This window comes from Streptomyces ziwulingensis, assembly GCF_039542605.1.
GTDB classification, from domain to species: domain Bacteria; phylum Actinomycetota; class Actinomycetes; order Streptomycetales; family Streptomycetaceae; genus Streptomyces; species Streptomyces ziwulingensis.
The window spans coordinates 1-14,746 of record NZ_BAABIG010000083.1; the positions used below are offsets into that span (position 1 = coordinate 1).

General features: G+C 66.9%; 13 protein-coding genes and 1 pseudogene. 7 read left to right on the forward strand and 7 right to left on the reverse strand.

Annotated features, from left to right (window positions below; translation table 11 throughout):
• On the reverse strand, positions 1-792 hold a 792-nt coding region (locus tag ABEB00_RS31360; RefSeq protein WP_345624063.1), incomplete at its 3' end, for a glycoside hydrolase family 11 protein.
• 453 nt (positions 793-1,245) lie between these two features.
• On the opposite strand from ABEB00_RS31360, the gene ABEB00_RS31365 reads away from it, so the two are divergent.
• Positions 1,246-1,959 carry a DUF6338 family protein gene (locus ABEB00_RS31365; protein ID WP_345624065.1) on the forward strand — a complete coding sequence of 238 codons (714 nt, stop codon included), beginning with the start codon at positions 1,246-1,248 and terminating at the stop codon, positions 1,957-1,959.
• 146 nt (positions 1,960-2,105) lie between these two features.
• Here the strand turns inward: ABEB00_RS31365 and ABEB00_RS31370 are convergent, their stop codons facing one another.
• Positions 2,106-2,663, reverse strand: coding sequence for a hypothetical protein (locus ABEB00_RS31370; protein WP_345624067.1), 558 nt, complete (start codon positions 2,661-2,663; stop codon positions 2,106-2,108).
• A 137-nt stretch (positions 2,664-2,800) separates the two neighbouring features.
• Between ABEB00_RS31370 and ABEB00_RS31375 the strand changes: the two genes are divergently transcribed.
• The gene (locus ABEB00_RS31375) at positions 2,801-6,322 is read left to right on the forward strand and encodes a CHAT domain-containing protein (RefSeq protein WP_345624068.1); all 3,522 of its coding nucleotides are present in this window, start codon (positions 2,801-2,803) and stop codon (positions 6,320-6,322) included.
• A gap of 149 nt (positions 6,323-6,471) precedes the next feature.
• Here ABEB00_RS31375 and ABEB00_RS31380 read toward each other — a convergent pair whose 3' ends face one another.
• Complete coding sequence (locus tag ABEB00_RS31380) at positions 6,472-6,696, reverse strand: cold-shock protein (protein ID WP_345624069.1); 225 nt, start codon at positions 6,694-6,696, stop codon at positions 6,472-6,474.
• Positions 6,697-6,823: 127 nt separating this feature from the next.
• Positions 6,824-7,250: pseudogene (locus ABEB00_RS31385) on the reverse strand (ATP-binding protein).
• 358 nt (positions 7,251-7,608) lie between these two features.
• On the opposite strand from ABEB00_RS31385, the gene ABEB00_RS31390 reads away from it, so the two are divergent.
• The 5 genes from ABEB00_RS31390 to ABEB00_RS31410 all read left to right on the forward strand — a co-directional run bounded on the left by ABEB00_RS31390 (position 7,609) and on the right by ABEB00_RS31410 (position 13,026).
• Complete coding sequence (locus tag ABEB00_RS31390; protein WP_345624070.1) at positions 7,609-8,853, forward strand: helix-turn-helix domain-containing protein; 1,245 nt, start codon at positions 7,609-7,611, stop codon at positions 8,851-8,853.
• 174 nt (positions 8,854-9,027) lie between these two features.
• Positions 9,028-9,192 carry a hypothetical protein gene (locus tag ABEB00_RS31395; protein ID WP_345624072.1) on the forward strand — a complete coding sequence of 55 codons (165 nt, stop codon included), beginning with the start codon at positions 9,028-9,030 and terminating at the stop codon, positions 9,190-9,192.
• Between the two features lie 549 nt (positions 9,193-9,741).
• A complete protein-coding gene (locus tag ABEB00_RS31400; RefSeq protein WP_345624073.1) occupies positions 9,742-10,011 on the forward strand; it encodes a type II toxin-antitoxin system Phd/YefM family antitoxin in 270 nt (89 codons plus the stop codon).
• Positions 10,001-10,468 (forward strand): type II toxin-antitoxin system VapC family toxin, encoded by a 468-nt coding sequence (locus ABEB00_RS31405; RefSeq protein ID WP_345624075.1) that lies wholly within the window; start codon positions 10,001-10,003, stop codon positions 10,466-10,468. The genes ABEB00_RS31400 and ABEB00_RS31405 overlap by 11 nt, the downstream gene beginning before the upstream one ends.
• A gap of 827 nt (positions 10,469-11,295) precedes the next feature.
• Positions 11,296-13,026: an AIPR family protein gene (locus ABEB00_RS31410; RefSeq protein ID WP_345624077.1), complete on the forward strand. Its 1,731-nt coding sequence runs from the start codon at positions 11,296-11,298 to the stop codon at positions 13,024-13,026.
• A 360-nt stretch (positions 13,027-13,386) separates the two neighbouring features.
• On the opposite strand, the gene ABEB00_RS31415 is transcribed toward ABEB00_RS31410, so the two are convergent.
• The 3 genes from ABEB00_RS31415 to ABEB00_RS31425 are packed head-to-tail and all read right to left on the reverse strand — an operon-like array spanning position 13,387 to position 14,655.
• Positions 13,387-13,779, reverse strand: a complete 393-nt coding sequence (locus ABEB00_RS31415; protein WP_345624079.1) for a hypothetical protein — start codon at positions 13,777-13,779, stop codon at positions 13,387-13,389.
• Positions 13,773-14,201 (reverse strand): ATP-binding protein, encoded by a 429-nt coding sequence (locus tag ABEB00_RS31420; RefSeq protein ID WP_345624081.1) that lies wholly within the window; start codon positions 14,199-14,201, stop codon positions 13,773-13,775. Before ABEB00_RS31420 ends, ABEB00_RS31415 begins: the two co-directional genes overlap by 7 nt.
• A 46-nt stretch (positions 14,202-14,247) precedes the next feature.
• Complete coding sequence (locus ABEB00_RS31425; RefSeq protein ID WP_345624083.1) at positions 14,248-14,655, reverse strand: NUDIX hydrolase; 408 nt, start codon at positions 14,653-14,655, stop codon at positions 14,248-14,250.
• Positions 14,656-14,746: the final 91 nt, after the last annotated feature.

Below are 14,746 nucleotides of genomic sequence, written 5' to 3' on the forward strand. Positions count from 1 at the left end.
CGACTGCCCCGCGGAGAGCGTCGCCGAGCAGCTCCCACCACCACCACCGCCACCGCCACCGCCGCCGCCTCCGGAACCCGTTTCACCGACCGTGATGTTGGAGCTGCCGCTGCTCTGGTATCCCTCGGTCGCCATGATCATGTAGTAGTTGAAGCTGCCGAGGGGCATTCCGGCGCGGGCCCAGGCGTCGAAGTGGTTGCCGGTGGTGATGGTGCCACCGGTCCGCTTGGACTGCCGGACACTCCAGTACTGGTCGAAGGTCTTGGTGCCCTCGACGGACGGGGCGTTGTACCGCGTCGTCTTGTAGATGTCGTACGTACCGCCGTCGCTGGTGACGGTGCCCTTGAAGGTTCCCGTGGGCCGGAAGGTGCCCCAGTTGTCGACGATGTAGTACTCGACGAGCGGGTTCGCAGTCCAGCCGTAGAGCGCGAGGTAGGCGTTGCCGGACGGGTTGAAGGTGCCCGAGTAGGTCACGCTCTTGCGTCCGCCGTTGGCCCACCCCTTGCCGGCGACGACGTTGCCGGTGTTGCTCCAGGAGGTGCTGTAGCCGCCGCCGGCGGCCAGGTTCATGGAGGCCGTGCCGGGTGCGTCGGTCCAGAACGAGTAGTAGTAGCCGTTGTTGGTGCCGGTCTGGTTGGTGGTGACGACCGTGTCGGCGTGGGCGGTGCCGGGCAGGGTCATGGCCGCCAGAGCGACCAGCAGGGTGGCGCAGACACCGCTGATCAGCAGCCTGAGGCGGCCGCCTCTGCGGTGGGTGCGGAGTGCGGGTGCGGGTGCGGGTGCGTCGTTCATGTGCGTGCTTCCTCCTCGTCCGTGTGGGGCCGACGGGAGCCAGGCGGCGTGATCCGAACCCGCGGGCTGTCGATGACCCACGGGTGACGGCGACCGCGCGTGGCGTCGCGGGTCGCGGTGACACCGACCCGCATCGACGGGGATTGAGCCCCGCCGACGGCGACAGTTTTGAGCTGGCCCCACGGACTGTCAATAGTTTCGGTATTCATCTCGAAACATTCGCGCGTCAGGAATCTTGTGGGTGGGTGTGAATGCGCTGCTCAATGGCGTGTGGCGGAGAGTGGATGGAGGTGAATTACTGAAGTCCGGTGCCAGCGGGATGGATGCCGGATCACGGTCTTCGAATGTTTCGAAGGTCGGACACGGTCATACCGGGACGTGATCCATGTGGGAGACTTTCGGGGCTCTATGAGCGGAGCTTTATGAGCTGGGGCTCGATGAGCTGGGGGAGGTATGCAACCACCGTCCACGACCAGTCAGTTGCTGGCCCTTGTGCTGCTCGTTCTGCCTGGGCTGACCTACCAGTTCCTGCGTGAGCGCTGGCGGGGGCCGGTCGCCGCGGAGGCGCAGCTCGGCGAGCGGATGCTGCGGGCCCTCACCGCCAGTGTCGTTCTGAACGGGGTGTACGCGGTCATCGCCGGGCCGGCCCTGGTCCGGGCGTGGCGCCGGGCCGAGCGGTCCGGCCTCGGTGCGCTGGCCGCGGAGAGCCCGCGGGCGGTCGGCGGATGGGCCCTGCTGCTCTTCGTCGTCGTACCGGCTGCCGCCGCCGCGGCGGTCTCGTACCGGGAGCGGCGCCGCGCCCACTCCGTCTACCGGCCGGTGCCGACGGCCTGGGACTACGCCTTCGGCCCGCACTCCGACAGCGGTCCGCGTTTCATCCGGGCGCGGCTGAAGGACGGTACGTGGGTGGGCGGCTGGTACGGCACCCGGTCGTACGCCTCGGGCCATCCCCAGGAAGCCGACCTGTATCTGCAGGCGTCGTACCTGATGGGTGCGGACGGCTCCTTCGGGTCCAAGGTGGAGCACACCGGCGGGATCTATCTGCGCATGGCCGACGTTGACGTGGTGGAGATGGTGAAGGTCCCGGAACAGCGAACCGTGAGGGGGCGGGATGACAGCACCGCAGGAGGAGGAACTGACGCCGTGGGAACGGGCCTTCCTGGCTGATCCCGATGGCGTGCGTGGGTATCAGCCGCAGGGGGGAGCCGACACCCCCGAGGAACCGCCGGAGCCGCCCCAGGGGCCCGCGGGTGCGTCCGCGCCCGATTCCGCCGCTCAGCAGCGGCCGCGCACGGGCAACGACTGACGCGTTCTCACCGCTTGACCATGCTGAACTCGTATCCCGCTTCCTGGAGTTCGGTCACCGTCTCCTGGATGTCCTCGGTCCGGAACTCCCGCCACAGCCGCAGTAGTTCCTCGATCGGCGCCAGCAGTCGCACGTTCTCGTAGCGGGCCGGTGTGCCCCAGTGCGGGACGACCGTGGGTATGCCGTGCGGACTGGTGCCGCCGATCTCGATGTCGAAGGGGTGCCAGTTCAGGGTGTGCCGATCGAGGCCGGCGTCGAGGATGACGACGCCGGTCGGGAAGGACTCTCCCGGTAGCTCCAACGCCGTACGCAGGTCGCAGTCCTCCCATACGACGAGGAGGCGCGTCGCCCTGAAGACCGAGGGGAACAGTCCCAGATTCGCGAGTGCGGCCGCCGCGTCCGCGCCACGGTAGAAAAGCCGGCAGGTGACGAAGCCGACGTAAGGCTGTTCCATGTCCTCGGCCACCACGTGGACCTGGGGCCGGGGGCAGGCCCCTTGTTCCCGGAGCAGTGTCTCGCTGGTGTCCAGAAGAACGCGGGACAGGGTCTCGACCAGATCTGCCATGTGGCCACGTTACGTGCTGGGCCGTATGGTGCACGCGCGAACGCGAGGTTGAGTGACGCGCACCGTGAAATCAGTTGTGTTTACCGTGAAATCGGTTGTGTTTGAGGGGTGTTGGGGGACGCATGCGGGAACGGTGGGTGGCGGCTGTCCGGGCCAGGCTCGACGGTTCGGCCGGCCCGTACGGCCTGCTCGACCCCGCTGCCCTGACCGAGGCGGTGGAACTCTTCGCCGGTACCACCCGGACCCGGGACCTCGTGGAGACCTGCCACCTGGTCGGGATGCTGCACTGGCAGCGCGGGCTGGCCCTCGCCGACCAGCGCGCGCTGCCAGAAGTACGGACGGCCACGGCACTGCTCGTCCTGGTGAGCCTGATACGACCCGAGCTGCCCTTGCCGGAACCGGTGCCGCGACCGCCCGGGGCGCCCCTGAGACCGGACGGCGAGGCCACCTGGGAGGACCTGCTCCAGGCGCTGACCCTGCACCTCGACGAGGGAGCCGACGCGCACAGCGCGCGGCTGATGATCAGCGCCGCGCGCAACGCGGTGGCTGACACCGCATCGCATGCCGGACCGCATGCCGGAGCGCATGACGCGCCGCATGCCGCAACGCATGCGGCGCCGCATGCCGCCCTGCTCGCCGGCCGGCTGCGGGCGCTGGGAATGGCCTGGCAACGCCTGTACGAACACACGGGGGAACTCGCCGACATTCAGCAGGCCGTCACGGTGGGCCGTAGTGCGGTGGCCCGTGACGGGGTGGCCAATGGTGCGGTGGCCCGTGGCGCGGTGGAGCAGGCTTCCACCGTCGGCGTGGACCGGATGATGTCCTCGCACAACCTGGCCGAGTCCCTCCGAGCGCTGTTCCGGCGCACGGGCGATGTCCGGCACCTGCGAGAGGCGGTCGACATCGGCAGGGAGGTGGTCCGCGAGGTGTCGCCGGCCGACACCGGGCGGCACGTGTCCTGGGGCGGGCTGGCCGACTCCCTGCGGATGCTGTACGAGCACACGGACGACGGCGCCCTGCTGGACGAGGCCCTCCGGCTGAGTACCGCCGCGCGGGAGGCGGTACCGGAGTCCGGCCGGGACCGTTCGGCGGTGCTCGTCAACTCCACGATCCTGCTGCGCCACCAGTTCGAGCGCACCGGCGACCAGTCGGTCCTGAACGAGGCGATCGCCGTGTCGCGCGGCGCGGTAGGGGCGGCGCCGCGCGGTGCACCGGTCCAACGGACCGCTCTGTACAACCTGGGCACCCTGCTCGACGTGCTCTCCGAACGTACCGGGGACATGGGCGCGCTCGACGAGGCCATCGAGGTGACGAGCGCCGTGGTCGACCTCACGCCCGCCGATCACCCCGACGGACCGCTCTACCGGTCGACCCTCGTGCGCATGCTGAACCAGCGCTTCCACCGGGTGGGGGACCCGCACGCCCTGGACCGCGCGATCGAGCTGGGCGGTGCGGCGGTGGCGGCGACACCCGAGGACTACCCGGATCGATGGATGTACCTGGCGAACCTCGCCGTCGTGCTGAAGGCCAAGGCCCACCGCACCAAGAACCTCGGCACTCTGCGGGACGCCATCGCCGTCGAGCGCGAAGTGGCGGACCTCGCGTCCGGCACGGGCGGCCGCCACCGGGCCGCCGTACTGACCAACCTCGGCAACTCCCTACGCCTGTACTTCGACCTGTCGGGGGACACGGCCGCGTGGCGGGAGGCGGTCTCGGCCGGCCGTGCCGCCGTCGACGGGACCGCCGAGGACCACGCCTTCCGGGCACAGTGCGAAGTGAATCTGGCGCTGTCACTGAGCATCCACGGCCACGGTGTGACCGCGAGGGACGGACGGCACGTCGAGGAGGCGCTCGGCCTGCTGGAGACGGCGGCGTGCAGGGGCAGCGCCCCGACGGCGGTCCGGCTCTCCGCCGCCCGGGAATGGGGCGAACTGGCGATGGCGACCGGCCGCCCCGAGCAGGCGGCGCGTGGACTCGCACTCGGCGTGGCACTGCTGCCCCGCCTGGCGGCCCGTGGCCTCGCGCCGTCCGACGCGACGCGATGGATGGCCGAGTACGCACGTCTGGCGAGCGACGCGGCGGCCTGCGCACTTGCCACCGGACAGCCGGACCGGGCAGCCGAAGTACTCGAAATGGGACGCGGTGTCCTCCTGGCACAGGCCCTGGAATCCCGAACGGACCTCACCGAGCTGCGGGAACGCGCGCCGGAACTGGCGGACCGCTTCGACCGGTTGTGCGCGGGGTTGGACGACTCGACCGGGGCCTCTGGGGCTTTCGATGCTGCTGGGGGCTCCGGGCGCTCCGGGCGCTCTGGGGGCTCCGACGTGCGTTCCGGAAGCTCCGACGGGCGTTCCGGGGGCGAGGACGATCCGGACCTCCGCCGCAAGCTGGCGCAGGAGCTGGACGATCTGGTGGCAGAGATCCGGACGCTACCCGGTCTGGAGCGCTTCCTGCTGCCCCCGCAAGCCGCTGCGATGACAGCCGAAGCGCACAGCGGCCCCATCGTCATGGTCAACATCAGCCCGTACCGGTGCGACGCCCTCGTACTGACCACCGACGGCATCCAGGTGTGCGAACTGCCCGACGTCGACCACGACGATGTCCACGACCGCCTCAGCGACATGCGCTACCTCCTGGCGCGGAGCGGCAACTCCCGTGACGCCCGGATCGAGGCCGAACGCGTCATGTCCGAGGACACGTTGCCCTGGCTCTGGGACGCCGTGGCGAAACCGGTATTCGACCTCCTCGACGTCACGCGGCCCTTGCCGGCACCCGGCGCATCCAGCGAACCCGGCACATCCGGCACGCGGCGTATGTGGTGGATTCCCTGCGGCCCGCTGGCACACTTTCCGCTGCACGCCGCCGGCCACCACCTTCACCTTCAGACGCCCTCCGAAGGCTCCGGGGCCTCGGCGACCTCGGGGTTCTCCGGGACCTCCGGTGGCGCCTCTCGCCGTACGGTCATGGACAGAGCCGTGTCCTCGTACGTCCCCACCGTCCGCGCCCTGTCCCACGCCAGGGCCCAGCACGCCCGGCGGAGGACCCGGTCCGGCGAGCCCGGCTCCCCGCGGGTACTGGCGGTCGCCATGCCGCACACGCCGGGCGCGCGGGACCTGCCGGGTGCCCGGACCGAGTACGAGCACCTGGCTCAGCACTTCCCCGTACTGGACGGCCTGGTCGGGGAGGAGGCGACCCGCGAGGCTGTACTCACCGGCCTTGCCACCCACCCCTGGGCGCACTTCGCCTGCCACGCGGGCACAGATCCCGACGACCCCTACCGAAGTCACTTGCTGGTCCACGACCACGCCGTCAACCCGCTCAACGTGCTGGAGATCTCCCGGCTACGCCTGGAGAAGCCCGAATTCGCCTACCTCTCAGCCTGCAGCACCGCCGTGACCAGGAACGACCTCGCCGACGAGGCCCTGCACGCCGTCACCGCCTTCCAGCTCGCCGGCTTCCCGCAGGTCGTCGGGACGCTGTGGCAGATCAACGACACCATCGCCGCCGAGATCGCCGAACACATCTACACGCGCCTCGCCGCAGCCGCCTACGACCCCACCCGCACCGCCGCCGCCGTACACGAGGCGATCCGCCTGATCCGAGCCCGCTACCCCAGATTCCCGACCCTCTGGTCCGCCCACATCCACATGGGCCCGTGACCGGATTCAGCGGCAGACACCCGAGGCTCGTGAGACGGCGGGAGACGCGCCGCGCTCGGCAGCCAGCGGTTGACGACTCGTAGATGCCCTCTGGATGACAGACGCGGATGACAGACGCGGATGACAGACGCGGATGACAGACGTGGATGTCAGGCAGGCCGAGGCACTATGTTCACTGCCCGGTAGACGTAGCCGTCCTGCTTGAAACCAGGGGCCTCCCATTGGAGATCTACACGTTGCCCTGGCGACAGCGTATGGAAGCCCTTCGACTGAATGTCGGAGTAGTGCCCCCAACAACCGCCTGGTGTCTCGGGAGAGTCGAGCACCCCCCACCCTTCCTCGTCGTACCACTCACGGACAGTCGCAGTCACCATGCAGCGACTCTACGGGCGCGCGTCCGACTGGCGGCATCTGGCGCATGCCTGATCACGGAGCTGGCTGGATCTGTGAAAGAAAGCGAACCGCGTACTGCTGACTCACCCCCATAGGGCGCGTCCGGCGTCACCCGGGACTTACGGCCCCCGGCCATACGGATAAACGGATGGTCGGGGTCGAGCGTGACGCGGCAGGATGCTCCGCATGCCGTTGCCCACCGTTGTGGACCACCACCCGGTGGGCGAGCGTGCAGACCATGCCCAGCCCCCGGCCGTGCTCGGCCTCCGCCTCGTACTCCTCTTCCTGGTTCTGGTCCTGGTCGTCGTCCTGGTGCTTGGCCTTGGGCGCGGTGCTGGCGCCCCCCGTCGTCGGTCACCGGCAGGGCGACGACCCGGGCGGAGACCGCGACCGCCAGACAGAAGCTCCCGGCGGGCCGGCTGCTGGCCGTGTGCAGGATCGCGTTCGCGCTCAGTTCGTTCACGATCAGCTCGGCGTCCTCCGCCAGTGGTGAGCCGCTGAGGATGTCGCGCGTCCAGCGGCGGGCCCCGCTCACCTCTTCGGGCCGAGGCGGAGCGGCAGGAGCGGTGCCTCGACACCCTGTCCGGTCTGGTGCTCGCCTACTCCTGGACGGTCGACCGGCTCATCGGCCGTGTGCGGGACTCCGGGATCAGCACAAAGCCTGAGGACATCGACGAGCGGGTGCGCGAGCACATGCGCACCGGCTCCTGACACGAACGGCCAGTGGCTTTGTCCTCCCTGGAGGGCGGGGCCGCTTTCGTCCGTCCGGAGTCGCGTCACGCGAAAGCGCCTCCGGCACAGGCATACAGCCAGACGCAGGGGGCGCAACTGTCAAACCTCCGCCACAGCAGCGGAGTAGCGTTCCGAGTGTCTAGGTCAGAACGGAGTCCGGTATGCCCGAGCCCACGGACACCGCGCCGCCCCACCCGGGCGCGCACCTCAAAGCACTCCGCCTCGCACGCGGCCTCACCCAGGAACGCCTCGCGGAACGCGCAGGACTCAGCATCGGAGTCGTGAAGAAGCTCGAACGCGGAGGCACCGCGCGCCTCGACACCTACCACGCCCTCGCCCGCGCCCTCGGCGCCCGCACCAGCGCCCTCTTGGACTCGGCCGCCCCGCACGCCACCACCCGTCGAGACGACGACAACATCGACCTCATGCCGCTCCGGCAGGCCATCGCGCCCCCCGTCACCTTCACCGGCCGGCTCATCGGCACCGTCGCCACGGAGCCCGATCTGGACCGGCTCCGGTCCACGGCCGCCGAGGTCGGTACCGCCTACCATCGCGACCACTACGGCTACGTTGCCGAGTTCCTCCCCGCGCTCGTCCACGCCGCCCATGCCGCCGTCGCCCACTTCGACAACGGGGTCGAGCAGACCGAGGCCATCCGGATCCGATCCGACGTGCTCCAAATGGCCGGCCGTTACCTGACGCAGATCCGCGCCTACGACCTGGCGCACACCGCCCTGCGGGACGCGATCGGCGACGCGGTACGGGTGGACGACATGGGGGGTGTGGCAGCAGCCGTCTATCAGCAGGGCTGGCTGCTGATGCGTCAGGGGCGCCTGGATGAGGCGGAGCAGGTGAGCGTGGCCACTGCCGACGTAGTGGAGCCACGAATCTCCCGGGCGACCAAGCGCACCCTCGGGGCGTGGGGAAAATTGCTGGTCCACGGGAGCGCGACGGCGGCACGGAACAACCGGCCTGGACAGGCTCGGGAGATTCTGCGGCTCGGCCGCACGGCAGGCGCCGCGCTGGGAGGCGGTCAAGCGGTAGCCGTGTCCTCGTGGGGCCGGTTCGACTGGCGCACGGTCGCATTCCAGGGCATCGAGAACCAGTTGGTGGCGGACCGGCCGGACCGGGTGCTGCGGCTGTCGGAGCGGATGCCGGCCGCAGTGGACGCGAAGGGCCGGGTGTTCATGCGCCGCCATCTGCTGGACGTGGCGCAGGCGCATCTGCTGATGCGGGCTCCTGATGAGGCGACGAGCATTTTGTGGTCGCTGATGGGGGAGACGCCGGAGTGGCTGCGGCATCAGCGGATGGCAGCGGACACGTTCCATGCCGTTCTGCGCAAGAGCAAGCGGCGCCGCATGACATCAAGGGAACGCGAGCTGGCCGCCTTCTTCGGCAGCCGCTGAAGGGGCAGGTTCCGTAGCCGTTGCCACCCGGGAAGGGGCGCGACGGCCACGGAACCACTGCGTGGGGTGCCGCCGCTGTAAGCACGGCCGGTGCCGGCGCGGAGCGCGGTTCGCCGCGCAGTGGCGCATAGCCCGACGCGGCACGAAACCACGCACCCTGGAGAGGACATCGTCATGACGACCTGCGACCACTGCCACCAGCCCATCGAGGGCGACGTCGAGGAAGTTCCGGTGGACTCGCCGACCGGCGCCGCCCCGAACCCTAAGCTGCACCCGAGCTGGTGCCCGCCCGCGCCGCACCGGTCGACGCCCGCGACGCCTCCGCACCTGCTCCCCTGACTCCCGTCGGCGTCGCCGGCACGTTCACGCCGGCCGTGCCAGCGGCGTACAGGCCCGCCTCTGCCCCTGGCGCGGGAGGCGTGCCTGCCCCTCCCGACCAGGCCGCTCAATGTGGCCTCTGCATCGCGTCCAGTCGCCCTTTCGAGTGCATCGCGGTCATGATCATCCGGGGAAGTGGACTCGATGTGGTCTCCGGCCATGAAAGTGGCCTTCCATTCGATGAGAACGAGGGGCGGGAACCCTTCTGACCTGCCGTGCAGTCTGTGCCCCCGGCAGGATGTGAACCTGCGACACCCGCTTTGGGAGTTCGGTCCGAGCGCGGTCCGACTGCTGTCGTCGACTTACGCGACGGCCAGCGGGAGGCGCTGACGGGTGTCCCCGTCCGACGTCGTTGATGTCAGCTATGGATGTCAGATGGCCTTCTCAGCCGTAGCCCTAGCCAGATCGATCAGCGAAGGCCATACCCGGCCGCTACGGCCGAAGGTTTGTCGGCGTAAGCCTTCGGCCGTCATGTGTCACCTGGTAGCACCGGGTGCTACCTTGGCCGGTATGAGCGTTCAGCCCGAAATTACCCAACGGGATCTACGCAGCCGGTCCCGAGAGATCATGGATGCCATACAGGGCGGTCAGTCGTTCACCGTCACCCGCGACGGGCATCCGATCGGCCAGCTCGTCCCGCTGCGTCGACGCCGTCGGTTCGTCTCCCGCCAGGAGTTCGCCGCGATGTCCAGGAGCGCCCCCGGCATCGACCCTGACCGGTTCCGTGCCGATCAGGACGCCACGGCCGACACCTACCCGGACGACCCCTATGACCGCTGACCGCTCGACGCATCAGCAGGGCCTCCTCGACACCAACATCATGGTTCTGCGCCGCTGGGTGGCCCCCGAGGAGCTACCGGACGAAATGGCGATCACCGCCATCACCTTGGCCGAATTGTCCGCCGGTCCGCACGAGGTCCGTCGCAACGACGAACAGAGCAGTTACGACGAACACACCGAACGCGCCCGCAGGCTCGACGTCCTGCAACGCGCCGAGAACGAGTTCGACCCCATCCCCTTCGACGCCGAGGCGGCCCGCATCTACGGTCGCATCTGTGCCGCGGTGATCAGTGCGGGCCGCAAGCCGCGCCGCCGGGTGGCCGACCTGATGATCGCTGCCATCGCCGTGGCTGAGAACCTTCCCCTCTTCACCACCAACCCCGACGACTTCAAAGGGCTGGATGATCTCCTCACCGTCGTGCCGGTCACCCGCCCGAGGCTGCCCCACGAAGGCTGACGGCAGGGCACTGGTGCGGTAGGAGCACACCGGGCACCGAACTTCATGGTCCGCCCGTGGCACGGATGTGATCGCGCAGCAGGACCGGTTCGAGGGAATCAAGCCCTGCGAACCGGTCCTGTGTCGTGTGCCCCCGGCAGGATTCGAACCTGCGACACCCGCTTTAGGAGAGAGGCTGGGTGATCTGGTGGCTGAGCTGCGCCTTCGCCGGCTGAGGAAGGGGGCGTGTACTCGACCGCGGGGCGCCGGTGTTGACCTTGACTGACCCCTGCATCTGGCACGGTTGTGGCACGAACCTCAACCGACGACAGTCAGCCACAACGGCGGGCGCGCCGATCGACCAGGCGCGCGTGTGTCTCGCTGTACCCCCGCCTGTCTCAGCCACGCTACCGGCTTGCGCCGTCGACCAGACCAACCCGCTACGGTCGGCACCGTCACCACGGAGCGTGAGCTATCAGCTTGGGAAGTTCAGATGGATTTGGGGGTGGCGCTGACCTGCACGTGCGTGGTGTTGATGCATGCCTGAATGCCAAGTTGGTGCCCACTCGGTGCTCCTCGCACGACCTGGCAAGGTTCTGGCACGCTCGACGCAGCGCTCAGCGTGCTTGGCCGACGTACTGGTGTCTGCTGTTCCTAGCCGGTCCCTGCACGGTCGGCCACATGTTTGCCGCGGTACCCGTGCCTCTTGGACGCTGGTGCCGATCGCTCGCCGCCACCGATGGACGAGTTAACGAAACTCAGAGAGAATCCGGCAGACCTGCCCTACTCTTTGACCGTGAAGGATGCGCTAGGTTGCGCAGGCACTCCCTTAGCTAGGAGACTCCGATATGCCGGCTCCCCAAACCAATGCCCGCACTCTGCTCATGCGGATCTTTGAAAGCTGGCATCAGGAAAATGTACCGCGATCTTCGGGAGATACGGCGTTCGAAATCTTCGCCTCCGAGCTGTCCCTGCGGCCTTATGGACTCGGCCTGGAGAATATTCAGGACGGAATTGTGGGTTCCGGTCAAGATGGTGGAATCGACTCGATCTTCACCTTCTGGGATGACAATCTCTTGGATGAAGATTCTGACCTTTTCTCAGAGCATCGCCGACCGAGTGACTTCTCGCAAGAGCGACTCCTTGAACTGTGGGTTATTCAAGCCAAACGCAGTGCATCTTTCGAAGAAGCTGCGCTTGATAAGCTGGAAAATACCCTTCGACGAATCCTGGATCTGAATCAAGATCTTGAAGAGCTGCAAGGGCTTTATAACGAGAGCCTGCTATCTCGGGTGGATCTGTTCCGGCGGGCTTGGGAGAAACTTCTCGTTCGCAGGCCCAAGATTTCCGTTAATGTTGTGTATGCCACGCCGGGAGATGTGCAGGGAGTTGCTCCACAGGTTTTGGTAAAGCAGGGCATGCTTCGTCAAGCACTGCTCGATCTTTTTCCGCCGGGGGCAGCTGTACAGTGCGACTTGCTTGGGGATCGTGAGCTTCTCGCACGTTACAATGAGAAGCCTTCTTACGCTCTACCGATGAAGTTTCAGGAAAACGCCACTAGTGGCAACTCGCACGTAGCCCTAGTGCGTCTGGCCGACTACTTCGACTTGATCACGGACGAACACGGCAAGCTACGCCGGTACTTGTTTGATTGGAACGTGAGGGATTATCAAGGGCCCGTTACCGTAAATCAAGAAATTCGACGAACGCTTGAGAATCCTGACAGTCCTGAGTTTTGGTGGCTGAATAACGGGGTCACTATCATTTGTAGCGATGCGACCACCGGGGGGAAGACCTATACCCTGACAGACATTCAGATCGTAAATGGCTTGCAGACGAGTCACACCATCTACGAGGTTTTGAGAGGGAACGGGAAAGCTCCGATCGGAGATCGCATGCTCCTGGTCCGCATCATCTCTACCATCGACCGAAAGACGCGCGATCAGGTAATTAGGGCTACCAACAGGCAGACCCCTGTCAATGACGCCTCGCTTCGGGCCACCGATGAGATTCAGCGAAATATCGAAGATTACTTCCTCGTTAACGGTTGGTATTACGACCGCCGTAAGAACTTCTACAAGAATGAAGGTAAGGATCCAGCAAAAATCATTGGAATCCCTTTGCTGGGGCAAGCTTTGACGGCTGTAGGGTTGTGTCGACCCGACAAGGCGCGGGGAAAGCCCTCGTCGCTACTGAAGAATGATGACGATTATCTGCAGGTATTCAATCCGAAGGTTGACCTCAGTGTGTTTCTCTGGGCAGCTCAGACGCAGCGAAAGGTGGATGTATTCCTGCACTCAGAGCTTGCGAATGCCACTCAAGGTGAGCGAAACAATCTGAAATTTCACCTGTCGATGTTGGTAGCGGTTGAACTTGCGGGTGGCCGGATTCATGATCCCCAACAGTTGAAGCGCGTGGTAGGTGCTGATGTAGAGCTCGACCCGGCATTTCTCGAGAGTCGCCTTGATGTTTTGAAAGGACTGACCGCGTCCTACTTGCAGAGCGGCAACACGACGCTCGAAAAAGCGGCAAAGAGCCAACAGTTCACGAACTTCATTCTGGGTCGCCTCGGTATCTGAATGCAGCGGGATTCGCCCAGGTCGGTGGAGCGGCGTTCGGGTGGCGCTGCTTTGGCGCGAGTGATCATGGCCCCGTAAGCTTGCGGTGCTCGGGCGGTATGTGGACCTGCCCGGTAAAGCACGACGTTGAGGTCATGATCTCCGAGACTCGCGCCGGAGTGGCTGCGAAAAGCCGCGGAGCCGACTGCCCCAGCCACGATGTGCCCCTTCTCCAGCATCAGGCGGCTGCATGCAGTGCGCGCGGCACGGCCGCGGGTCGGGCTGGAGCGGGGCGGAGACAGGAGCGCAGGCCCGGCCGGGGGCCGGGCCGCGCGCGGTGAGCGGAGCGAGCCGCCTTGAACCAGTAGAGAAAGTTGTAACTCAGTCGGGTTGCTGCGTCTGCTGGGGCTTGAAGTCGTGTGCGCAAGGTGGGAGTTCGATGCCCTGTCGGTGGGCGAGGGGTACGAAGAGGACTGGGCGGATCGTCCAGGTGATGCGGGTGCTGGCGTGGGTTACTGAGACGGTGCAGGGCTGCATCTGTAAGAGGGCTCGTCGGGTCTGGATGCGGCCCTCGTACAGCCACCTCCAAGCTTCGTCGGATGCGTCGGTGTCGAGGGCTGGTGAGATGGTGCGCAGTGCCACCGCTACCCACCTGTCTGCCTGCGGTGCCGAGTGTGCGTCGAAGGATGCCCGGAGCTCCGGTTCCGCTCCTTCGGTGGTGTCCTGCGTCCAGCACTCGCACCAGTAGCCCCACCGCGGCTGGTCCGTCAGCATGGATGGCCTCCTGGGCGGGCCCCGGTGAAAAGTTGCGCGGTGACCGTGCGGCCCCCGTTGCTGTCGTGGATCACGACCCGGTGGGCGAGCGCGCTGACCATGCTCAGTCCCCGGCCGTGTTCCGCCTCTTGGTCCTGGCGCTCGACCTTCGGGGCCTGGCCGGTGCCTCCGTCGTCCGTGACCGACAGGGCGACCATCTGTGATGAGAGCGCGAGTGCCAGATGGAAGCTGCCCGAGTGCCGGCCGCTGGCGGTGTGCAGGATCGCGTTCGCGCTCAGCTCGCTCACGATCAGTTCGGCGTCCTCGGCCAGGGGTGAACCTCTGAGGATGTCCCGTGTCCAGCGGCGGGCCCTGCTGACCTCTTCCGGGAAACCTGGGCAAGTGAGTCCCCAGACCCGGGCGGTGCTCGTATACTCGTGCATACAAGTTCCTTCGTGCTGGTAGGCCGCCATGTGCAGCGGGTTCGGGCTAGACGAGTTTGACGCCGTCGTGTGCGCGGACGGCCGGCGGGAACAACGCGTCCAGAGCGTCCAGGACACGGATTGCGTACGCCTCGTCGGCGAGGTCATGGACTTCTTCGCGGGTGGCCCATCGCAGTGCGCGGGTCTCGTCCCCGGTGGTGGGTGTGCCGTCGGCGGCCTCGCAGCGGAAGACCAGGGAGACGATCAGGCCCGTCATGTTCTTGTAGACGCCGGTGAGGGTCGCGGGAAGCGCGATCTTGATGCCGGTTTCTTCGAGGACTTCCCGCTGAAGCGCTTCGGGGAGGGTTTCCTCCCGCTCGACGATGCCACCCGGGGGTTCCCAGTGGCCGTTGTCGCGCCGCTTGATCAAGAGGGCCCGGCCCTGGTCGTCGACGATGACTCCGGCAACGCTCACGGAGTGCGGACGGTCAGTGGTCACGTTCCTCGGCCCTCTCAGATGGCTAGGCTCTCAACCGTAGCAACAACACTCGCCCACTCGTCTAGAT